Annotated in this window: 20 protein-coding genes; 4 read left to right on the top strand and 16 right to left on the bottom strand. The window is 69.0% G+C overall.

Going from position 1 to position 22,349, the window contains the following annotated elements:
• Positions 1-54: 54 nt before the first annotated feature.
• Genes ASE89_RS02595 through ASE89_RS02585 form a run of 3 tightly spaced genes read right to left on the bottom strand, consistent with a single transcriptional unit; the run spans position 55 to position 1,699 of the window.
• Positions 55-696 (bottom strand): heme exporter protein CcmB, encoded by a 642-nt coding sequence (locus tag ASE89_RS02595; protein ID WP_056673741.1) that lies wholly within the window; start codon positions 694-696, stop codon positions 55-57.
• Entirely contained in the window at positions 696-1,280 is a 585-nt protein-coding gene (gene ccmA, locus ASE89_RS02590) for a heme ABC exporter ATP-binding protein CcmA (protein WP_056407011.1), read from the bottom strand. The genes ASE89_RS02595 and ccmA overlap by 1 nt, the downstream gene beginning before the upstream one ends.
• Positions 1,277-1,699, bottom strand: a complete 423-nt coding sequence (locus tag ASE89_RS02585; protein ID WP_234387565.1) for a metallopeptidase family protein — start codon at positions 1,697-1,699, stop codon at positions 1,277-1,279. The genes ccmA and ASE89_RS02585 overlap by 4 nt, the downstream gene beginning before the upstream one ends.
• Before the next feature lie 47 nt (positions 1,700-1,746).
• Between ASE89_RS02585 and ASE89_RS02580 the strand changes: the two genes are divergently transcribed.
• Complete coding sequence (locus ASE89_RS02580) at positions 1,747-2,043, top strand: 4a-hydroxytetrahydrobiopterin dehydratase (protein ID WP_031394518.1); 297 nt, start codon at positions 1,747-1,749, stop codon at positions 2,041-2,043.
• A gap of 101 nt (positions 2,044-2,144) precedes the next feature.
• On the opposite strand, the gene ASE89_RS02575 is transcribed toward ASE89_RS02580, so the two are convergent.
• A complete protein-coding gene (locus ASE89_RS02575; protein ID WP_056673738.1) occupies positions 2,145-2,930 on the bottom strand; it encodes an SDR family oxidoreductase in 786 nt (261 codons plus the stop codon).
• Positions 2,931-2,983: 53 nt separating this feature from the next.
• Between ASE89_RS02575 and ASE89_RS02570 the strand changes: the two genes are divergently transcribed.
• Together ASE89_RS02570 and ASE89_RS02565 are read left to right on the top strand one after the other, a co-directional pair.
• Positions 2,984-3,745, top strand: a complete 762-nt coding sequence (locus ASE89_RS02570; RefSeq protein WP_056675195.1) for an ABC transporter ATP-binding protein — start codon at positions 2,984-2,986, stop codon at positions 3,743-3,745.
• Positions 3,742-5,280, top strand: a complete 1,539-nt coding sequence (locus ASE89_RS02565) for an ABC transporter permease/substrate-binding protein (RefSeq protein ID WP_056673736.1) — start codon at positions 3,742-3,744, stop codon at positions 5,278-5,280. The genes ASE89_RS02570 and ASE89_RS02565 overlap by 4 nt, the downstream gene beginning before the upstream one ends.
• Positions 5,281-5,405: 125 nt before the next feature.
• Here the strand turns inward: ASE89_RS02565 and ASE89_RS02560 are convergent, their stop codons facing one another.
• The 12 genes from ASE89_RS02560 to ASE89_RS02505 all read right to left on the bottom strand — a co-directional run bounded on the left by ASE89_RS02560 (position 5,406) and on the right by ASE89_RS02505 (position 20,918).
• Complete coding sequence (locus ASE89_RS02560) at positions 5,406-8,036, bottom strand: TonB-dependent receptor plug domain-containing protein (protein ID WP_056673733.1); 2,631 nt, start codon at positions 8,034-8,036, stop codon at positions 5,406-5,408.
• A 65-nt stretch (positions 8,037-8,101) separates the two neighbouring features.
• A complete protein-coding gene (locus tag ASE89_RS02555; protein ID WP_056673729.1) occupies positions 8,102-10,501 on the bottom strand; it encodes a DUF3772 domain-containing protein in 2,400 nt (799 codons plus the stop codon).
• A 395-nt stretch (positions 10,502-10,896) separates the two neighbouring features.
• Positions 10,897-12,933 (bottom strand): acetyl-CoA carboxylase biotin carboxylase subunit, encoded by a 2,037-nt coding sequence (locus tag ASE89_RS02550; RefSeq protein WP_056673726.1) that lies wholly within the window; start codon positions 12,931-12,933, stop codon positions 10,897-10,899.
• 55 nt (positions 12,934-12,988) lie between these two features.
• The gene (locus ASE89_RS02545; protein WP_056673723.1) at positions 12,989-13,348 is read right to left on the bottom strand and encodes a lysozyme inhibitor LprI family protein; all 360 of its coding nucleotides are present in this window, start codon (positions 13,346-13,348) and stop codon (positions 12,989-12,991) included.
• The gene (gene bioB, locus ASE89_RS02540; protein WP_082451194.1) at positions 13,339-14,460 is read right to left on the bottom strand and encodes a biotin synthase BioB; all 1,122 of its coding nucleotides are present in this window, start codon (positions 14,458-14,460) and stop codon (positions 13,339-13,341) included. Before bioB ends, ASE89_RS02545 begins: the two co-directional genes overlap by 10 nt.
• Complete coding sequence (gene scpA, locus ASE89_RS02535; protein ID WP_056673720.1) at positions 14,460-16,610, bottom strand: methylmalonyl-CoA mutase; 2,151 nt, start codon at positions 16,608-16,610, stop codon at positions 14,460-14,462. The genes bioB and scpA overlap by 1 nt, the downstream gene beginning before the upstream one ends.
• Before the next feature lie 321 nt (positions 16,611-16,931).
• Complete coding sequence (locus ASE89_RS02530; RefSeq protein ID WP_031396133.1) at positions 16,932-17,717, bottom strand: enoyl-CoA hydratase-related protein; 786 nt, start codon at positions 17,715-17,717, stop codon at positions 16,932-16,934.
• A 172-nt stretch (positions 17,718-17,889) separates the two neighbouring features.
• Complete coding sequence (gene mce, locus ASE89_RS02525) at positions 17,890-18,309, bottom strand: methylmalonyl-CoA epimerase (protein WP_056673718.1); 420 nt, start codon at positions 18,307-18,309, stop codon at positions 17,890-17,892.
• Entirely contained in the window at positions 18,306-18,824 is a 519-nt protein-coding gene (locus tag ASE89_RS02520; protein ID WP_056673716.1) for a hypothetical protein, read from the bottom strand. The genes mce and ASE89_RS02520 overlap by 4 nt, the downstream gene beginning before the upstream one ends.
• Complete coding sequence (locus ASE89_RS02515) at positions 18,821-19,033, bottom strand: hypothetical protein (RefSeq protein WP_037530777.1); 213 nt, start codon at positions 19,031-19,033, stop codon at positions 18,821-18,823. Before ASE89_RS02515 ends, ASE89_RS02520 begins: the two co-directional genes overlap by 4 nt.
• Positions 19,030-19,332: a hypothetical protein gene (locus tag ASE89_RS02510; RefSeq protein ID WP_056673713.1), complete on the bottom strand. Its 303-nt coding sequence runs from the start codon at positions 19,330-19,332 to the stop codon at positions 19,030-19,032. The genes ASE89_RS02515 and ASE89_RS02510 overlap by 4 nt, the downstream gene beginning before the upstream one ends.
• Before the next feature lie 59 nt (positions 19,333-19,391).
• The gene (locus ASE89_RS02505; RefSeq protein WP_056673710.1) at positions 19,392-20,918 is read right to left on the bottom strand and encodes an acyl-CoA carboxylase subunit beta; all 1,527 of its coding nucleotides are present in this window, start codon (positions 20,916-20,918) and stop codon (positions 19,392-19,394) included.
• A 101-nt stretch (positions 20,919-21,019) separates the two neighbouring features.
• Between ASE89_RS02505 and ASE89_RS02500 the strand changes: the two genes are divergently transcribed.
• Positions 21,020-22,349 (top strand): helix-turn-helix domain-containing protein (locus ASE89_RS02500; protein WP_156363307.1); only part of this gene is annotated, 1,330 nt, incomplete at its 3' end.

The following is a 22,349-nucleotide window of genomic DNA, read 5'->3' as shown; positions in this document are numbered from 1 at the left end:
ACCAGCCTCACCGTTCGTGCTGAGCGAAGTCGAAGCACCTGCCCCAACCCCAACCTACTCCATCCCCGCCCGCATCGCCGCCCCCGCCACGAACGGTGCCCCCGCCACCAGCACCAGGCTCACCGCGCCGAGCAGCTTGAACGCCCCCGCCCCGCCGCCCGGATCAAGCGCCCCCGCGCCAAAGATCAGCAACGGCACCGCGAGCGGCAGCATCACCAGCCCCGCCACCGCACTCCCGCCGCGCAACCCCGCGACCAGCGCCCCCGTCGCGACCGCGAGCGCGGCGAGCCCCGGCGTCCCGATCGCCAGCCCGATCTCGACCCGCACCAGCGTCGCCCCCGACAGATCGAGCAACCCCGCCGCGATCACCGCCGCCAGCATCAGCGGCGGCGCGAACGCCACCCAGTGCGCGACGACCTTGCAGGCCGCGACCAGCGCCAGCGACACCCCGCGCACCCGCAACTGATCGAGCACCCCGCTCTCCAGATCGGGCCCCACCAGCCGCTCGACCGGCAGCAAGGCCGCGAGCAACGCCGCCGCCCAGATCACCCCGCCCCCGACCCGCGCGAGCACCGCCGCATCGGGCCCGATCGCGAACGGAAACAGCACCGCGACCAGCAGGAAGAACGCGACGACCAGCGCCGCCCCGCCCCCCGCATAGCCGCGCCGCACGTCGCGCAAGGTCAGCGCCAGCATCACGCCGCCTCCTCACCCGCCAGGTTGATCGTCTGCGCCCCCGGGATCGCGAGCGGCAGATGCGTCGCGGCAAGGACGATCCCGCCCGCGTCCCGGTGCCGCGCGATCAGCGCCTCGAGCCGCCCGAGCGACGCCGCATCGAGCCCGTTGCCCGGCTCGTCGAGCAGCCAGATCGGCGCGCCCGACGCGACCACGCGCGCCATCGCCACCCGCCGCCGCTGCCCGGTCGACAGCATCCGCACCGGCACCCCCGCCAGTGCCGCGAGCCCGACCGCGTCGAGCGCCTGCGCCACCGCCGCCGCGTCCGCCCCGTCGAGCGCCGCCCAGAATGCCAGCCCCTCGCGCACCGTGCGCTCCGCATCCAGCGCCGCCGCCTCGGCGAGCAGCGCGATGCGCCCGGTCGCCGTGGCCTCACCCGCGGCGGGCGGCAACAGCCCCGCGGCGATCCGGATCAGGCTCGATTTGCCGACGCCGTTCGGCCCCGCGACGACCGCAGCCTCGCCCGCCGCCAGCGCGAACGACACGTCGTCGAACAGCCGCCGTCCGCCGCGGTCGCAGGCGACACGGCGAAACGCCAGGCTCACGCCGCGGCGTCTTCCAGCGCATGCATGTCGTCGTCGCTCAGCCCGAAATGATGCCCGATCTCGTGGATCGTGACATGCGCGACCAGATCGTCGAGCCGCACCCCCGTCTCGATCCATTCCTCGAGGATCGCCCGCCTGTACAGCGTGATGCGGTCGGGCATCGCGCCACTATCCATCGACGATTTCTCGCCCAGCGGCCGCCCCTGATACACCCCCGACAGGTCGAGCGGATGCTCGATGCCGAGCTCTGCCAGCGTCTCCTCGTCGGCGAATTCCTCGATGGCGAAGACCACGTCGCCCAGATGCACGCGAAATTCGGCGGGCAGCCGCGCGATCGTCGCGCGCCCGATCGCCTCGATCGCAGCCGCATCGGGCGCGAGCCCCTGCGTATCACCATGGATTGTCGCTTGCCCGCTCATGGCTCCAGCCATACGCGTTGGCGATCCATAGCTGCAAGGGTACGCGAATGATCGAGGCACTGAACGAGACCGAGCGGGCCGAGGCGCTCGATGGGCTCGACGAGTGGGATTATGACGATGGTCGCGACGCGATCACGCGGACGATCGTGTTCGCCGATTTCGTCGAGGCATTCGGCTTCATGACCCAGGTCGCGCTGATCGCCGAGCGCGCCAACCATCATCCCGAATGGAAGAATGTCTGGAACCGCGTCGAGATCCTGCTGACCACCCACGACGCCGGCGGCCTCTCCCCCCGCGACATCGAAATGGCCGAAGCGATCGACGCCATCGTCGGCGACTCTTGACGATCCTCCCGTCATCCTGACGAAAGTCAGGACCCAGAGCCCCAAACGGCAACGCCCGTGACTCTGGGTCCCGGATCAAACCCGGGATGACGGAAGGCCCCCTACCGCTTCACACTCCGCCGCATCCGCTTGCGCAGCGACCCCGGCATCCAGCGCGCGGCGAATGCCATGCGGTGCGCGGTCTTGCCGACATAGGTGTGGACCGCATTGCCGTGCACCGCCGCCCAGGCCGCGTCGGCGACTGCCTCGACCCCGGTCAGCTCGAGCCCCGCGCCCGTCACCGTTTCGCGAATCGACCGGTTCGATCCCCCCGCGGTCGTGTTCAGCAGCGGCGTGTCGATGAAGCTCGGCACGATCGCGCGCACCTTGATCCCGTCGCCCGCCCATTCGCCGTCGAGCGCCTCGGTGATCGCGCGCACCCCGAACTTGGTCGCCGAATAGGGCGCCAGCCCCGACGAGCCATAGATTGCCGACGCCGATGCGGTGTTGAGCAGGCACGATCCCGGCGTCCGCTTCAGATAGCCATGACCGATCTTCGCGCCGTTCAGCACGCCGACCAGATTGACCCCGACCACCCGGTCGATCTCGGCGAAATCGGTCGTCGCGAGCGGCCCGCCAGAGCCGATCCCGGCATTGTTGAACAGCACGTCGAGCCGCCCGCCCGTCACGGTCGTGAACGCGTCGAGCGACGCCACCCACGCGTCGCGGTCGCGTACGTCCATCACATAGGTCGACGCCCCCTCGGGCAGCAGCGCCGCGGTCTCCGCCAGCCCCGCGGCGCTGACGTCGGCCAGCCCGATCCGCCAGCCCTTGCGCGCGAACAGCAAAGCGGTCGCGCGGCCGATCCCCGATCCGCCGCCGGTGATGAATATGCTCTGCTGGCTCATGGCCGATCCTCTCCGTTTGATTTTGCGGTATGTTTCCCGCATCCTGCGCCCAGATGCCAGATCAATCTCCAGCGCTCGCTTTCGAACGCGTCACCAAGGCTTACGGCGCGACGATCGCGGTCGATGCGGTCTCGCTCGACATCGCGGGCGGCAGCTTCGTCGCGCTCGTCGGCACCTCCGGATCGGGCAAGTCGACCCTCCTCAAGACGATCAACCGCCTGGTCGAGCCGAGCGAAGGCCGCGTCCTGCTCGACGGCACCGACGTCACGGACGGCCCCGCACCCGCACTGCGCCGCCGGGTCGGCTATGTCTTCCAGAATATCGGCCTGTTCCCGCACATGACGATCGCCGAGAACATCGCGATCGGGCTGCGCATCGCCGGCCGCGGCGACGAGGCCGATGTCGGCGCGCTGCTCGATCTCGTCGACCTGCCGCGCGGCATCGCCGGGCGCCTGCCCGACGCGCTGTCGGGCGGCCAGCGCCAGCGCGTCGGCATCGCCCGCGCGCTCGCACCCGGGGCAAAGCTGCTGCTCCTCGACGAGGCGTTCGGCGCGCTCGATCCCGTCACCCGCGACGCACTCGGCACGCGCATCCGCGAGCTTCACGACCGGCTGGGCCTCACCACCATCCTCGTCACGCACGACATGGCGGAGGCGTTGCTGCTCGCCGACCGCGTGCTCGTCATGAAGGCCGGGCGGATCGTCGCCGATGCGACCCCCGCAGCCCTCGTCGCGGGTGAGGGCGGCGACGACGCCCAGGCACTGGTCCAGGTCCCGCGCGCGCAGGCCGACCGCCTCCGGGCGCTCGTCGCATGAGTGCGTTCCTCGACGCGCTGACCCGCGTGCCGCCGCTGCTCGCCAGCCACGTCCTGCTGTCCGCGGCGGCGCTGCTGCTCGGCATCGCGATCAGCCTGCCGCTCGCGATCTGGTCCGCGCGCAACGCCGCGGTCGCGCGCGTCGCATTGGGCTTTGCCAGCCTCGTCCAGACGGTCCCCAGCCTCGCGCTGCTTGCGCTCTTCTATCCGCTGCTGCTCAGCCTCTCCGCGCTGGTCGGCGGCGGGATCCCGGCGCTGGGCTTCCTCCCCTCGCTGATCGCGCTCACGCTCTATGCGCTGCTGCCGATCCTGCGCAACGCGGTCGCGGGGCTGCAGGGGCTCGATCCCGCGGTGTCGCAGGCCGCCGACGCGGTCGGCATGACCCCCGCGCAGAAGCTCCGCCTCGTCGAGGCTCCGCTCGCCGCCCCCGTCGTCGTCGCCGGCATCCGCACCGCCGCGGTCTGGACGATCGGCGCGGCAACGCTGTCGACCACGGTCGGCCAGCCGAGTCTGGGCGACCTGATCTTCGCCGGGCTTCAGACGCAGAACTGGGCGCTGGTGCTTGCCGGCTGCGTCAGCGCGGCGGCGCTCGCGCTCGCGGTCGACGCACTGATCGGCGGGATCGAACAGGGCATCCGCGCGCGCCGCCGCTGGCTGTGGATCGCGAGTGCCGCGCTGCTGGTCGCCGGCACCGCGCTCGCCACCGCGCCGCTCTGGCCCCGCGGCGGCGGCGACCGGACGGTCGTCGTCGGCGCGAAGAACTTCTCCGAGCAATATATCCTCGCGCGGCTGATCGGCGACCGGCTGACGCGCGCGGGCTACACCGTCACCTACCGCGACGGGCTGGGCTCCGCGCTCGTCTTCGGTGCGCTCTCAGGCGGCGATATCGACGTCTATGTCGATTATGCCGGCACGATCTGGGCCAACGAGATGAAGCGCAGCGACCTGCCCGAGCGCACCGCGATGGTCGCCGATATCGGCGCTTGGGCGAAGAGCACGCACGGCGTCGGCCTGGTCGGCACGCTCGGGTTCGAGAACGCCTATGCCTTTGCGATGAAGGCGGACGTGGCGCGCCGCCAGCGCATCGCGAGCCTCGACGATCTGGTGAAGGCCGCGCCCGGCCTGACGCTCGGCAGCGACCTCGAATTCCTCGAACGCCCCGAATGGGCGGCGGTGAAACGCGCCTATCCGCTCCGCTTCGCGCGCACCACGCCGTACAGCCCGACCTTCATGTACCGCGCACTGCAGAGCGGGAAGGCGGACGTCATCTCCGCCTTTTCCTCGGACGGCCGGATCGCCGCGGACAAGCTGACCGTGCTCACCGACCCGCGCCACGCGATTCCGGGCTATGACGCGATCCTGATGGTCGCCCCCGCGCGCGCGAACGACGCGCGCTTCACCGCCGCACTCCGCCCGCTTATCGGCCGCATCCCGGTCGAGGCGATGCGCACCGCCAACTACCAGGTCGACCGCGACACCGACAAACAGACCCCCGAAGCCGCCGCCCGCTGGCTCGCGACCAGGATCGGCCTGTAATCACATTCCGTCATCCTACCCCCCTCCCGTCATCCTGACGAAAGTCAGGACCCAGGGCCCAGCAGCGCCGCCCTCCGCGGCTCTGGGTCCTGACGTTCGTCAGGATGACGGGGCGGATGACGGCCTCAGAAAAACAACTTCCGCAAACTCAGCCGCACCGTCCGCCCCGGCGGATCCAGATAATCCGGCTGATAGGTATTCGGCACCGCCCCGCTCGCATCGGTCACCCGCTGACGCGTGTTGAACACATTGTCGACCGACAGCGTGACGCGCATCCCGCGCAGCCACGGCCGCGCCTTCACCCATTCGAGCCGCTGCCCCAGATCCGCGAACAGCCGCACGTTTGCGGTCGCCAGCCCGCCGAAATTGAGCGTCTCGGGCGCCGCCGCGGTCCCGCCATCGACCCGGGTGCCTGCCGCGTAATTCGCCGACAGCCGCGCGCCCAGACCATTGTTGCTATAGCCCGCCTGCGCCTCCAGGCTGTGCCGCGCCGACCCGCCATTATTGCCGATCGCATCGCCGTCGAGCAGGTTCAGGCTCGGCCCGCCCTCCGCGACCAGCACGCGGTCGGTAAAGCGCCAGGTGTGATACAGCGCGAACTGGACACGCCCGCCGCCCTGCCCGCGCCCGCCACGCCCGAAGCCGCCGCCCCCGCCGCCCGGACCACTGCCGCCCGGACCGCCACGTCCTTCACCCGGCCCGGCGCCTTCGCCCCGCGGTCCTTCACCCCGCGCGCCTTCACCCCGCGGCCGCCCGCCGCCCGGCGGCTGCATCCCGGCAAACGGATTGGGCCCCGTCCCCGCGCGAAACGCCTCGAGCTCGCGCTGGATCTTCGACTTCAGCGGCGCGGAGAAATTGATCCCCCAGCGCAGTTCGGAGCGTTCGCTGCGCGCGAAATTGATCGGCCGCCGGTCGACCTGCAACAGCGCCCCCGTCGCATCGCGGACGAACCGGTCGGGGAACGCCGCCTCGATCGCCGCGGTCGCGGCCGGAAAGGCGGCGATCGGATTGTCGGTCCGGCTGTCGACATAATTGGCGGTCAGCGTCACCTCGCGCCCCGCCCAGGGCTTCACCGTCAGCCCAAGCTTGGTCACGCGGTTATTGTCCGCGCTCAGCCCGGGATTGCCGCCGCTGATCGTCGTCACCGTCGCGGTCGTGCCCTGGACATAATCGAACACGCGGACATTGGGCGTCGTGATCGACGGATTGCCCAGCTGCTGCGCGGTCGGCGCCTGGTCGGTGTCGGTCACCGACGCGATCAGCCGCACCGCCGGGATCGGCGCCCAGTTCGCGCCATAGCCGAGCGTGGTCAGCGTGCCGAAATCCGACAAATGATCCTGCGCCAGGTTGAAGTTCGCCGACAGCGTGCCGAGGAACGGCAGCACGTCCTTCGACCGGCTCGCGATCGGCAGGTCGACATTGACCTGGCCGTTGACCGTGTCGCGCGCCACCTGTCCGCGCTGCGCGAACCCGCCGCGATCCGACCGGCTGTCGAAATCGGCGGTCTCCGCGCCCAGCTTGAGCGTCGTCGACACGTCGCCCGCGGGCAGCGCGAACAGCCGGCCATTGGCGACCGCGTCGATCCCGCCGATGCTCTGCGTCGCATAGGCGCGATTGCCCGCCGCCGCGCCGATATCCGCCGCGGTCAGCGCGCCCAGCGGCACCGCGGTCGGATCGCCCGCCGCCAGCCGCGCATTGAACGCACCCGCATCGACGCCGGTATCGGTGAAGGTCTGCGTGTCGCTGCGATCGTAATTGCCCGTCACCGTCCAGCGCCACGTGCCGGCATCGCCGTTCAGCGTCGTCCCCAGATGCGCCGCGATCGACGACGCGCGCTGCGCCAGCGGCAGGAAGCCCGGATCATCGAGCGCGCGGTTGATCCCGCTCCCGTCCGCCAGCGTCAGCGCCGCCACGGGCAGACCGTTCAGGCTGCGGCTGTCGGTCGATTCGAGCCGCCCGTTGATCGTCGCGCCGACATTGCCGAAGATGTTGCGCGCATAGACGCTGTTCGCGGTGAAGGTGCTCGTCTGGCCCTGCAGCGTGCGGAACGGCGTCGGATCGACGACCGTGCCGCCCGCTCCCACCGCCCCGCTGCCGTTGCCCCCCGCGATCGGCACGATGTCGCGCTCCGCCTCGGTCAGCGCCGAACTCGACGTATATTCGGCGTGGAGGTTGACCCGCCGGTCGCGTGCGATCGTCAACAGGTCGAGCTTGGCCTGCGGCGTGTTCGTCCCCCCCTCGGTCGGCATCCGATCGATCGCCTCGGCGGTCACCGCGCGAAAACGGCGGCGCAGCACGAAGTTCACGACCTTCTGGTCCGCGCGATAGCCATATTTCAGCGCGACCTCCTCGGGCAGGATCTCGACGCGCTGGATCGCCTCGGTCGGGATGTCGCGGATTTCGGAAAAGCTCGAGATGCGCCGCCCGTTGAGCAGCACCACCGGCGCGCCCCCGCTGCCGCGCCCGCTCGTCGTCTGCGGGCTGAGTTCGGCGAGCAGGTCGGACACCGAGCTGACGCCGTAGGAGCGGATGTCCGCCTGGCCCAAAGTCTGATCGGGCGGAATGTCGCCGACCACCGATCCGGGCAGCTTGCGCGATCCGGTAACGACGATCTCCTCGCCCTCGACGCTATCCTCCGGCTCGGCGGCGGCGCCGTCCGTCTGCGCGCCCTCTGTCGCCGGCGCCGGCGCAGGCGCCTGTTGCGCCGCCGCCATCGCCGGCAGGCTCACCGCCAGCATCAAACCCAGTGTACGCATAACCCTGACATCCCATCGACCTGACCCCGGCACCTAGGGGCCAATTGTCGCAGGATTATGCCGCTTCACCGCGCCGCGTCGGTCGGTCCGGCCATGACTCCGGCGGCCCCGACGGCAGGCGGCGTCCCGATCAGCTCCATCCGCGTCGTCGTCGCGCCCAGATCGATCCCCGCCTCGCGGAACTGGCGCAACAGCGTGAACAGCAGCGCGCTGCGCACCGGATAGGCATCGCGCGGGCTCGCGACATAGGCAAAGCAGTTGAGCTTCGCGCGGCCGCCATCGACCGAATCGATGAACACCTTCACCTCGGGATCGTCGAGCACCTCGCTCTGGTCGGCAAAGGCGGTGAACAGCATCGTCCGCACCGCGTCGAGATCGCTTTCGATCGGCACCGAGAATTGCAGCTGGATCCGCCCGATCGGCGCGGCCAGCGTCATGTTCTGGATCGTCTTGGTGATCAGCTCCGAATTGGGGACGATCAGCGTCGATCGGTCCGCGACCTGGATCTCGGTCGACCGCACGTTGATCCGCTTCACATCGCCCTCCTGGTTGCCGATCCGCACCCAGTCGCCGATCTTCACCGGCCGCTCGGCGAGCAGGATTAGCCCCGACACGAAATTCTGCGTGATCGCCTGCAGGCCGAAGCCGATGCCCACCGACAGCGCGCCGAGCACCACCGCCAGCTTCTCCATCCCGATCCCGAGCGCGGCGAGCGCCCACAGCACCGCGGCGATGATCCCCGCATAGCGCGCGACCATCGTCACCGAATTCTGTGCGCCCGCATCCATCGCGGTCGTCGGCAGGTAACTGTTGACCAGCCAGTGCTGCAGCCCCCGCATGATCGCCAGCGCAACGAACAGCACCGCGATCGACCGCAGCACCGCGCCCGGCGATATCGTGATCTCGCCGACCGTAATCCCGCCCGCAAGCGTCCCGAACAGCTCGAACACCGACGTCACGCCCGCCCCGAACGGCGCCATCACCGCGCCGAACGCCAGCATGATCAGCATCAGCCGCAGCACCGCCGACAGCAGGACGCCGATCTGGTCGACCGTCCGGTTGCCGACCCCGAACCCGCTGTTCGCGCTGCGGCCGATCCGGTTGCTGCTCGACAGCGCGGCGCGGCAGGCGTCGTCGGTGAAGGTCATCATCAGGTACAAAGTCGCGCCGACGATCGCCCCCCACACCATCCACTGCGCGGTCTTCAGCGCGAAATTGACGTATCCGGTCAGCGTCGCGACGAACGCGACCAGCACCGCCAGCCACACGACCAGCGCGACGATCGCGAGCAGGCTGTTGCGGGCGGGTTTCTCGGGATCGGGCTGTGCCGCCGCCCTCAGTCGCCCGAGCGCGACCAGCACGCCGGCGATCAGCGCCAGGTGGAGCAGCGCGATCAGCGCGTTCGCCGCGGTCGACGCCGCCGCACTCGCGCCGACCAGCGCGTTGGCGGTGATCAGCAGCTGGCCGAAGAACACCAACCCCGCCGCTGCCCAGGTGAAGGGGCGCAGCGTCTGCGCCGCGCTGTCGCCGATCGGCAACAGCCGCCAGCTCGGCTGCGCGCGCAACAGCAACGCGCCGCCCAACGCCGACAGGAAGGCCGCAAAGAACGACAATCCGACAAAACGCGTCGCGATCTGGTCGAACGCGGGCGACAGCAAGGCGGACCAGCGCAGCGACTGAACGAACGCCAGCGCGGCGAATCCGGGCAACATCGTGCCGATCACCACCAGCCACAGCGCATAGGCGGACCGCCGGATCCGCCCCCCCGGCGCATGATCGGTCGCATAGCCGCGCCCCAGCCGGTGGAGCGCACCGCGCACCGGCACGAGCAGCACCAGTGCGGCGAGCAGCCCGGTCAGCGCGATCATCGCCGCCTGCATGTCGAACCGCTGCACGAACTGGCGCGCGCCGGTCGCCGCGAACCGGTTCAGCCGCGCGGTGTCACGCGGCAGGTGATCGACGATCGCGGTCCACAGCGTCGGCGACAGTGGCGACGCGCTGCGCTCGGACAATTGCTGGCCCAGCTCCTCCGCCTCGGCCGCACCGATATCGTCGATCTGCTGCTTGGCCTCGACCCCGATCAGCCGCGCGCGCTTGATCGCCGAATCGATCGCCGACTGGCTCTGCGCGAGCAATCGGCGCTGCTGGCGGATCTCGGGCGCCTCGACGACACCCGGCGTCGCCGCGCCCAGCTCGGTCACCCGCGCCTGGACCAGCGCCATTTCGGGCGTCAGCACCCGCACCGCCTCCGCCGCGGTCGCCTGCACCGCCTCCGCCCGCGTCCGCAACGCCTGCCGCGCCGCATCGTCACGCGCCTCGACCGCCGCATCGTCGACCGCCTGCAACTCTGCCGACGCCCGCGTCAGCCCCGCCGCCACCGACGCCACCTTCGCCTCGTCCTGCGCGACGGCAGGCAGAGCGGACACGAGCAGCAGCAACGCGGCGAAATAGCGGGGAACGATCATCCGCCCGGCTCTACAGCGTCACAGCCAAAAACGGGAGAGCCCGCCGCCCTAGTTCCCCGGCGAAGGCCGGGGCCCAGTTGGGAAGGCTGAAGTAACGACGCGCCGCGCTAGCCCAGCCCCGTCCCCCAACTGGACCCCGGCCTCCGCCGGGGTGGCGCACAATGCGTGCGGCGGTAGCCCCACCCCGCCACAAACCAAACCACCCCGGCGAAGGCCGGGGCCCAGGTGGGAAGGCTTGAGTAACGACGCGCAGCGCTAGCCAGCCACGTCCCCCAACTGGACCCCGGCCTCCGCCGGGGAGGTGGCCCCCCATGTTCTCCCGCGAAGGCGGGAGCCCAGTCTGGGTCCCCGCCTTCGCGGGGACACAAGGCCCACCCTCACGAAAACCCAAACGCCTATTCCAGCTCCAAAATCACCTGATCCACCGCCAGGCTGTCGCCCGCCGCGGCCGACACCGCCTTCACCACGCCCGTCTTCTCCGCGCGCAGGATATTCTCCATCTTCATCGCCTCGACCACCGCGAGCGCCTGCCCCGCCTCGACCCGGTCGCCCGCCGCCACGTCGAGCCGCACCAGCAGCCCCGGCATCGGGCAGATCAGGAATTTCGACAGATCGGGCGCGACCTTCTCGATCAGGTGCGCGGCATAGGGCGCGACCCGCGCGGGCAGCACGCGCGCGACATGGCTCGCGCCGCGCGTCGTCAGCCTGAACCCCGCGCGCGCCCTGGCGATGCGGATCGTGAGATGCTCGTCGCCCTCGACCATCACCATTCGGTCCCCCGGCGTATATTCGAGCGACAAATCGAGCTCGACGCCATCGACCAAAATCCCGTCGGTCGACACGCACACGTCGTGGTCGGTCCCGCCGATCGCGACAACCCAGTCCGCAGGCGGACGCAACCGCCGCCCGAGCTGCCCGTCGATCCGCCGCGCGCGGTCGGCCTCCGCGGTCGCGGCAAAGGCGGCGACGGCGGCAAGCGTCGTCAGCAACGCCGCATCCGCAGGCGCGCCGTGGAAGCCGTCGGGATATTCCTCGGCGATGAACCCGGTCGTCAGCGCGCCCGACTGGAAGCGCGGATGCTGCATGATCGCCGACAGGAAATCGATGTTGTTCCCCGGCCCCTCCAGCTCGAACGCGTCGAGCGCCGCGATCTGCGCCGCGACCGCCCCCTCGCGCGTCGGCGCCCAGGTGATCAGCTTGGCGATCATCGGGTCATAGAACATGCTGACCTCGCCCCCCTCGCGCACGCCGTCATCGACACGGACGCGGGGTTCGGCGGAGTCGACACCGTTCGTGCTGAACGAAGTCGAAGCACCCTCGCTCAGGGCGAACGGAAGGGGCGGATTATACCGAACCAGCCGCCCGATGCTCGGCAGGAACCCGCGATACGGATCCTCCGCATAGACCCGGTTCTCGATCGACCAGCCGTTCAGCTTCACGTCGTCCTGTGCGAACCCGAGCGGCTCGCCCGCCGCGACCCGGATCATCAGCTCGACCAGATCGAGCCCGGTAATCTCCTCGGTCACCGGATGCTCGACCTGGAGTCGCGTGTTCATCTCGAGGAAGTAGAACCCCTCGCCGCTCGTATCCGCGCCCGACACGATCAGCTCGACCGTCCCCGCCGAATAATAGCCGACCGCGCGCGCCAGCGCGACCGCCTGCTCGCCCATCGCCTTGCGCATCTTGGGCGTCACGAACGGCGACGGCGCCTCCTCGACAACCTTCTGGTGCCGCCGCTGGATCGAGCATTCGCGCTCGTTGAGATAGACGATGTTGCCATGCTGGTCGCCGATCAGCTGGATCTCGATATGCCGCGGGCTTTCGATGAACTTCTCGATGAACACGCGGTCGTCGCCGAACGATGCCAGCCCCTCGCGCTTGGTCGCCTCGAAGCCTTCGCGGACGTCCTGCTCGCTATAGGCCAGCCGCATGCCCTTGCCGCCGCCGCCCGCCGACGCCTTCATCATCACCGGATAGCCGATGTCACCCGCGATCCGCACCGCCTCGTCGGTGTCCGCGATCTCGCCCAGATAGCCCGGCACGACATTGACGCCCGCCGCCTTGGCGAGCTTCTTCGATTCGATCTTGTCGCCCATCGCCGCGATCGCAGCCGGCGGCGGCCCGACGAACGCGATCCCCGCCTCGGCGCACGCCCGCGCGAAGCTCTCGCGCTCGGACAGGAAGCCATAGCCCGGATGGATACAGTCCGCGCCCGTCTCCTTGGCCGCCAGCAGGATCAGTTCGGCCTTGAGATAGCTCTCCGCCGCGGGCGCTGGCCCCAGCCGCACGCTCTCGTCCGCCATCAGCACGTGCGGGCTGCGCACGTCGGCGTCGGAATAGACCGCGACGGTCTTGATCCCCATCGCCTTGGCGGTGCGCATCACGCGGCATGCGATCTCGCCGCGATTGGCGACCAGGATTTTCTTGAACATCTCTCGCCCTAAACTGTGCCGTCTCCCCGGCTTGGCGCCGGGTGCGGACGTGTATTTACTGGTACCAGATCATCGATTTGAGCTGCGCGGTCCGTGCCTTGGTCAGGCCGGTGCGGCAGCCGGCGACCGTCATCGCCTGCGCCGATCCGCCGGCATATTGCCCGCCCTCGATCACGCATTGCGTATCGCGGAACTTCAGCCACGCGCGCTGGCTTTCGAGCAGCGATCCCGCAAACCCGAAGCCACCGCCACGCGACGTGTCCTGCGCATCGCGCCGCTTCATATAGGCATAGGTCCGCTTCCACTGCGCGGTCATCGCCGCATCCGCCTGCGCATAGCCGGTGCCCGCGGACCGGGTCATCTGCGCCTGCGCCTGCATCGGCGCGGCGGCGATCAAAATTGCGATCAGCAGCATGTCTTGGCCTCGCGCATCGGCTCCGGCCCGACCATCGGCGTCATGCCGAGCTTCGCCAGCAACGCCGCATCCGCGCTGTCGCCCGCATTGCCCGTCGTCAGCAGCGTGTCGCCGGTGAAGATCGAATTCGCCCCCGCCATGAAGCACAGCGCCTGGGTCGCCTCGGACATGCTCTCGCGCCCCGCCGACAGCCGCACCATGCTCAGCGGCATCGTGATCCGCGCCACCGCGACGGTCCGCACGAATTCGATATCGTCGATCTTCGCGAGCGGCGTGTCGGCGAGCATGTTGCCGAGCACCGTCCCCTTGACCGGCACCAGCGCATTCACCGGCACGCTCTCGGGATGCCGCGGCAGCGTGGCGAGCGCGTGGACGAAGCCGACGCGATCGCTGCGCGTCTCGCCCATCCCGACGATCCCGCCGCAGCACACCGAAATCCCCGCATCGCGCACGTTGGCCAGCGTCTCCAGCCGGTCCTCGAAGGTCCGCGTGGTGATGACGTTGCCGTAATTCTCCGGCGAGGTGTCGATATTGTGGTTGTAGTAATCGAGCCCCGCATCGGCGAGCTGCTTGGCCTGCTCCGCGTCGAGCATGCCGAGCGTCATGCAAGTCTCCAGCCCCATCGCGCGCACGCCCTCGACCATCGCGACGACCTTCGGCATGTCGCGCGGCTTCGGGTTGCGCCACGCCGCGCCCATGCAGAAACGCTGCGATCCCGCCGCCTTGGCGTGCGCCGCGTCGGCGAGGACGGCATCGACGTCCATCAGCTTTTCCGCCTTCAGCTGCGTATCCGCGCTCGCCGACTGCGAACAATAGCCGCAATCCTCGGGGCACCCGCCGGTCTTGATCGACAGCAAAGTGCACAGCTGCACCTCGCTCACCGCATGATGCGCCCGGTGCACGGTCTGCGCGCGGTACATGAGTGCGTCGAACGGCAGGTCGAACAACGCCGCGATCTCCGCCCGCGTCCAGTCGGTCCTTGTGCCGTTCCCCGGCGAAGGCCGGGGTCCAGTTGGAGAGGTCGACGTAACGGAGGACTGTACGTCGTCACGACCGGCGCCCAACTGGGCCCCGGCCTTCGCCGGGGAAGTAACTTCGAGACTGTTCAGCATTATTCTGCGGCTTCCTCTTGCGGGCCCATATTATGGCCGAGGAGCTTCAACACGTCCTCGGCGGCCTGGATCAGGTTGGTGCCGGGTCCGAAGATCGCCTGGACCCCGGCATCACGCAGCGCCTGATAGTCCTGTGCAGGAATAACGCCACCCGCGATCACCTTGATATCCGCGCGTCCCGCCTCGCGCAGGTGGCCGATCAGCTCGGGGATCAGCGTCTTGTGCCCCGCCGCGAGGCTCGACGCGCCGACCACGTCGACGTCCTTGGCCAGCGCCAGCGCGGCGACCTCCGCCGGGGTCTGGAACAGCGCCCCCGGCACGATCTCGAAGCCCAGGTCGCCGAACATCGACGAGACGAGGTTCGCGCCGCGGTCATGCCCGTCCTGCCCCATCTTGGCGACCAGCATGCGCGGCTTGCGCCCCAGCCGCCGCTCGGTCGCCGCGACCCCGTCGGTCAGCCGCGTCCAGCGCGCATCATCCTCATACGCGCCGCCATAGACGCCCGACACCGGCGTCGGCTGCGTGCCATAGCGCCCGAACACGTCCTCCATCGCCGACGAAATCTCGCCCAAGGTCGCCCGCGCCCGCGCGCACTCGACCGCGAGCGCGAGCAGGTTCTCGGACCCCTTCGCCCCCTCGCGCAGTGCATCCAGCGCCGCCCGGCACGCATCCTCGTCCCGCGTCGCCTTGACGCGCGCGATCCGCTCGACCTGACCGGCGCGCACCGCGACATTGTCCACGTCGAGGATCTCGATCGCGTCCTGCTCGGCCAGCTTGTACTTGTTCACCCCGACGATCACGTCCTCGCCGCGATCGACCCGCGCCTGGCGTCCCGCCGCGGCCTCCTCGATCATCGCCTTGGGCCAGCCCGCCGCGACCGCCTTCGCCATCCCGCCCTCGGCCTGGATCCGCTCGATCAGCGTCCATGCGCCATCGACGAGGCTCTGCGTCAGGCTCTCGATATAGTAACTGCCGCCGAGCGGATCGACGACCTTGGTCATCCCCGTCTCTTCCTGCAGCACGATCTGCGTGTTGCGCGCGATCCGCGCGGAAAAGTCGGTCGGCAGCGCGATCGCCTCGTCGAGCGCGTTGGTGTGGAGCGACTGCGTGCCCCCCAGCATCGCCGCCATCGCCTCGATCGTCGTGCGCATGACGTTGTTGTACGGGTCCTGCTCGGTCAGCGACACGCCGCTCGTCTGGCAATGCGTGCGCAGCATCTTCGAGCGCTCGTCCTGCGCGCCCAGCTCCGTCATCGCGCGGTGCCACAGCACGCGCGCCGCACGCAGCTTGGCGATCTCCATGAAAAAGTTCATGCCGATCGCGAAGAAGAACGACAGCCGGCCGGCGAACTTATCGATGTCGAGCCCGGACGCGACGCCGTATTTCACATATTCCATGCCGTCGGCGATCGTGAAGGCGAGCTCGTGGAGCTGCGTCGCCCCCGCCTCCTGCATGTGATAGCCGCTGATCGAGATGCTGTTGAACTTGGGCATCTCGCGGCTGGTGTAGCCGAAGATGTCCGAAATGATCCGCATGCTCGGCTCGGGCGGGTAGATATAGGTGTTGCGGACCATGAACTCCTTGAGGATGTCGTTCTGGATGGTCCCGTCGAGCAGGTGCCGGGGCACGCCCTGCTCCTCGCCCGCGACGATGAAGAAGGCGAGGATCGGGATCACCGCGCCGTTCATCGTCATGCTGACCGACATCTTGTCGAGCGGAATCCCGTCGAACAGGATCTTCATATCCTCGACGCTGTCGATCGCGACACCGGCCTTGCCGACATCGCCCGTCACGCGCGGATGGTCGCTGTCATAGCCGCGATGCGTCGCCAGATCGAACGCGACGGAGAGCCCCTTCTGCCCCGCGGCAAGATTCCGCCTGTAGAACGCGTTCGACGCCTCCGCGGTCGAGAACCCCGCATATTGCCGGATCGTCCACGGCCGCCCCGCATACATCGACGCCCGCACCCCGCGCGTGAACGGCGCGAACCCGGGGAGGCCGGGGTCGGCGGTCACGTCCGCCGCGGTATAGAGCGGCTTGACGTCGATCCCCTCCGGGGTCGCCCAGGTCAGGTCGGCGCCCTTCACCTCTTTCGCGGCAGCGGCCTCCCACTCGACAAGCGTCGGATTTGGTTTGTGCGTATCATTCATACTTAAAACACCACCCCGGCGAAGGCCGGGGCCCAGTTGGAAAGGTCGAAATAATTGAGCGCAGCTCCAGCCAATCCGCCGCTGCCCAACTGGGCCCCGGCCTCCGCCGGGGTGGTGCGACAAACGGGTGCCATGGCCCCATGAACACCGGCCTGCCCGTCTGAACGGATGGAACTCGTCGCGCCAGTCATGCCCAAAACACCACCCCGGCGAAGGCCGGGGCCCAGGTGGAAAGGTCGAAATAATTGAGCGCAGCACCGGCCAATCCACCGCTACCCAACTGGGCCCCGGCCTCCGCCGGGGAACGAGAAGCGCGCGTCGTCACGTCCCCGTGAACACCGGCTTGCGCTTCGTCAGGAACGCGATCCCGCCCTCCATCGAATCCGCAGACCCGCGCGCCGCACGCTGGTTGACCGCCTCGGCCTCCATCGCGCCCGCATAATCGCTCGCATAGGCAGCCGTGATCGCGCGCCGCATCAGCCCCAATGCCACCGTCGGCATCGCCGCCAGCCGCTCCGCCAGCGCGAACGCCTCCGCGTCGAGCGCGTCGTCCGCGACGACCTTGTGCACCATCCCCCAGTCGAGCGCCTTGGCCGCGGGCACCCGCTCGCCCAGCATCATCATCTCGGTCGCCCGTGCGCGCCCGATCAGCCGCGGCAGCATCCACGACGCGCCGCCATCGGGCACCAGCCCGATATTGACGAACGCCTGGAGGAAATACGCGCTCTCGCTGGCGACGCAGAAATCCGCGGCAAGAGCGAGGCTGCACCCGATCCCCGCCGCCGGCCCGCGCACCGCGCTCACCACCGGCACGCCCAGATCGGCGATCGCCGCCATCGCCGGATTATAGCTGCCCGTCAGCGCCTGATAGGTCGCCGCACCCGGATCATCCGACCCCAGCGCCCCGCCACCGACATCCGCCCCCGAACAGAACGCGCGCCCCGCACCCGCGATCAGCACCGCCCGCGCACCATCGAGCGAGGCGACCGCGGCGGCGATCTCCTCGAACATCGCCGGCGGCGCCGCATTCAGCCGGTCGGGCCGGTTGAGCGTCAGCATCAGCACGTCGCCACGCCGCTCGCTCAGGATATGCTCATAGGCGGTCATGCCAGTCTCCCCCATCGATTACGCCCCAGTCGGCAAGCCCCACCCCGTCCGTTCGCCCTGAGCGAAGTCGAAGGGCACGCCCCACCCCCGCCGTTCGCCCTGAGCGAAGTCGAAGGGCCTGGGTCCCACGCGCTTCGACCACGCCCAGCACCAACGGACGAAGGATGCAGGGTCAATGATCCTCCCCCGGCGTCTCCATCAGCTCCACGAGCATGCCGCCAAAGTCCTTCGGGTGGACGAACACGATCGGCGTGCCATGCGCGCCGATCCGCGGTTCGCCGAGCACCGTCGCCCCCTTCGCCTTCAGCTCCACGACCGCGGCCGCGATATCGGGCACCTCGAAACACACATGATGCTGCCCCCCCGCCGGGTTCTTGCGCAGGAACCCCGCGATCGGCGAGCTGTCGTCATACGGCTCGATCAGCTCGATCTGCGTATTGGGCGCATCGATGAAGCACACTTTCACACCCTGCGCAGGCAGATCGATCGGCTCCCCGATCACAGTCGCGCCGAGCAGCACCCGGTACGTCTCGACCGACTTCGCGATCGACGGCGTCGCGACCCCGACATGGTTGAGGCGGCCGAGAGTCATTGCGCATCCTCCGCCGCGGGCGGCGCAGGCGGCGGCGGCGGCACGACGCCCAGCGTATAGCCGCACACCCCCAGCACCTGCCGGACCATCGCATCGCTCGGCGGCGCGACGAAATTGGCCTGCACCGCAAAGCCTGCGCCGTTGGTCGCCTCGACCCGCAGCGTCTTCGATTTCACCAGGAACGTCGTCAGCCGCGTGATCGCCACGGGATCGGTGATGTACGTCCCCGTCCCCGGAAACTGCCAGTTATAGGTAAAGGCCGGCCCGCCATCGAAGCGCACCGCGACCGGCTTGTCCGCGCCCTGCCCCAGCGACTGCGGCTGGATGAACTGGATCGACACGATCGACTCGGTGCCGACGTCGCACTTCACGACGAACCGCGACAGCCCGTCATTGCCCGTGACCGAGGTGGAGATGCTCCGCACCCCCGCCGCATTGGTCCGGTCGGCGAGCTTCCATGCGGGCGTTGCTGCGCTTGTCGCAGCCGCGGCTTGGAGAAGCAGAAGCGCGATCATTGCTCGATCCTCGGGGTCGGTCGTATCCCGGACCGCATTTCCTCGAACGTTTCCAGGCGGATCAGTCGTCCATTGATCTGGATGACCGAGTCGACCACGCGTCGCACCTGCCCGTTGGTCGCGGCAAGTTCCTCGTTCAACCGCTCGACCTTGCTGCGGAGCAGGATGACGGATTCGATCGTCCGCATCGCGTCGCCGATCATGCTCATGCGACACGCTCCGCGTCGAGCAGGCCGGCGTCGCGCAGCCTGGCGTCGATATCGGCGCGCAGACGCTGCTGCCCCTCGATCGCCGCATCGAGCGCGGCGTGCATCGCCGGGAGCGCCTCGTCGAGTTCATGGATCAACAGCTTGAAGCGGTCGTCCTCGGTCATGTCGCCCTCGACGACATAGCGCGAGGTCGCCTCGCGAACGACATGCCCCACGGACATGCCGTTGCTCGCCGCAAACGCGTCGAGCGCCGCCTTGTGATCGGGGGTGGTCAGAAACGTCACGCGTTCGGTCTGCATGTCACGACTCCTTCGCATGACATGATAATGTGCTTGGCATGACCCAACAAGCCGCCCCCTCAGAGCGGGATGTTGTCATGCTTCTTCCACGGATTCTCGATGCTCTTGCCGCGCAGCTTTCGCAGCCCCAGCGCGATCCGCCGCCGTGTCGAATGCGGCTGGATCACCTCGTCGATGAAGCCCTTGCTCGCCGCGACGAACGGGTTGGCGAAGCGCGCCTCATACTCCGCGGTCCGCTCCGCGATCTCCTCGGGCGTCTTGCCGCGGAAGATGATCTCGACCGCGCCCTTCGCGCCCATCACCGCGATCTCCGCGGTCGGCCACGCATAGTTCAGGTCGCCGCGCAGATGCTTCGACGCCATCACGTCATACGCGCCGCCATAGGCCTTGCGCGTGATCACGGTGATCTTCGGCACGGTCGCCTCGCCGTACGCGAACAGCAGTTTCGCGCCGTGCTTGATGATCCCGTTATGCTCCTGCGCGGTGCCGGGCAGGAAGCCGGGGACGTCGACGAACGTCACGATCGGGATCTCGAACGCGTCGCAGAAGCGCACGAACCGCGCCGCCTTTTTCGAGCTGTTGATGTCGAGCACGCCCGCGAGCACCATCGGCTGGTTCGCGACGAAGCCGACGGTCCGCCCTTCGATCCGCCCGAAGCCGGTGATGATGTTGGCCGCATGCGCCGGCTGCGTCTCGAAGAAATCGCCCTCGTCGACGACCTTCCGGATCAGCTCGTGCATGTCATAGGGCTGGTTCGCCGACGCCGGGATCAGCGTGTCGAGGCTCTCCTCGATCCGGTCCCACTCATCCGCGGTCGGCCGCTCGGGCACGCCGGTGCGGTTCGATTCGGGCAGGAAGTCGAAGAAGTCGCGCGCCGCGAGCAGTGCCTCGATGTCGTTCTCGAACGCATTGTCCGCGACCGACGTCTTGGTCGTGTGCGTCACCGCACCGCCCAGCGCCTCCTGCGTCACCACCTCGTTCGTCACCGTCTTGACCACGTCGGGGCCGGTCACGAACATGTAGCTCGAATCCTTCACCATGAAGATGAAGTCGGTCATCGCCGGGCTGTACACCGCACCGCCCGCGCACGGGCCCATGATCAGCGAGAGCTGCGGCACGACGCCGCTCGCCAGCACGTTGCGCTGGAACACCTCGGCATAGCCGCCAAGGCTGGCCACGCCCTCCTGGATGCGCGCGCCGCCGCTGTCGTTCAGCCCGATGATCGGCGCGCCGACCTTCATCGCGCTGTCCATCACCTTGCAGATCTTCTGCGCGTGGCGTTCGCTGAGCGACCCGCCGAATACCGTGAAATCCTGGCTGAACACGAAGACGAGGCGGCCGTTGATCGTGCCCGATCCCGTGACCACGCCGTCGCCGGGGATCACCTGGTCCTGCATGCCGAAATCGACGCAGTTATGCTCGACATACATGTCGAGCTCCTCGAACGATCCCTCGTCCAGCAGCACGTCAAGGCGCTCCCTTGCGGTGAGCTTTCCCTTGGCGTGCTGCGCTCCGATCCGCTTGATACCCCCGCCCACTCTTGCGGCTTCGCGGCGTCGTTCAAGCTCTTCGATCGTCGATGACATCGTCTCTCCGTCCTGCTGGGGGCTTTCACAGAGCGGGACGCAATGCGCAAATGCAATGTTGCAAACTTGTGCCCCCCATGTTTGCAAACTATGCCAGCAGCATGACCACACCCCCACGCCGCCTCTTCGTCGGACACCGGCTGCGCGACCTTCGCGGCACGCTCGGGATCAGCCAGGCGGCGATGGCGGTCCGGATCGGCATCTCGGTCAGCTATCTCTCGCAGATCGAGAATGGCGACCGCCCGGTCAGCGAAGCCGTGCTCGTCACGCTCGCACGCGAATTCCCCGCCGACTGGGGCAGCATCGACGCCGCCGACGACACCGCGCTGCTCGTCGCGACACTCGAGGCCGTCACCGACACCAGCGTCGCGGCGCCGACTCTGGACGAAAGCGCGATCCGCCGCGCGGTGAAGCACCAGCCCTTGCTCGCCCAGCGCCTCGTCGCGATGCACGACGCCTATCGCCGCGCGCAGGAGCAGTTGCGCGCGCTCGACGACCGTCTCGTCGCCGGATCGGGCGCGCCCGGGCTGCTCCCCTGGGAGGATGTCCGCGACTGGTTTCACGCCGCGGGCAATTATGTCGACACGCTCGATCGCCGCGCGGAGGAAATCGGCGAGACGCTCGGCAGCGACCGGATCACCGCGCTCGAGGCGCGGCTCGCGGCGCGCGGCGTCTCGGTGACAATCTCGGGCGCACTCGCCGCGCCGTTACGCGACTATGACGGCGCGACGCTGCGGCTCGACGGATCGCAGCCCGGCGAGACCACGCTCTTCTCGCTCGCGCATCAGGTCGCGCGCGGCGAGTTCGCCGATCTGATCGCCGACATCGTCGCCGCCTCCGACATGGCATCGGAAACCGCGCGCGCGCTGCTGACCGCGGGGCTCACCAATTACGCCGCGGGCGCGATCGTCATGCCCTATACCCGCTTCCGTGCCGAGGCACGCAGCGTCCGCCACGATATCGACCGGCTGCGGCGGATCTTCGGCACCAGCTTCGAACAGACCTGCCACCGGCTCTCGACGCTCCAGCGCCCCGGCGCGCTCGGCATCCCGTTCTTCTTCTGCCGCGTCGACATGGCGGGCAACATCACCAAGCGCCACTCCGCCACCCGCCTCCAGTTCGCGCGCTTCGGTGGCGCCTGTCCCTTGTGGATCGTCCACGAGGCGGTCGCGATTCCCGACCGCATCCTCACGCAATTGCTCGAGACCAGCGACGGCATCCGCTACGTCTCGATGGCCAAGGGGCTGGTGAAACCGTCCGAGACCTATACCCGGCCCGCGCGCCGCTATGCGGTGGCGCTGGGCTGCGAGGAAGCGAACGCGTCCGAATTCATCTACGCCGACGCGCTCGGCACCGGCGGCATCGCCACCCCGATCGGCGCCTCCTGCCGCATCTGCCTGCGCCCCGACTGCGACCAGCGCGCGTTTCCCC

Origin of the sequence: Sphingomonas sp. Leaf30, from assembly GCF_001422525.1 — a bacterium.
Classification (GTDB): Bacteria; Pseudomonadota; Alphaproteobacteria; order Sphingomonadales; family Sphingomonadaceae; genus Sphingomonas; species Sphingomonas aerolata.
This window is presented reverse-complemented; position numbering and strand designations above follow the sequence as displayed.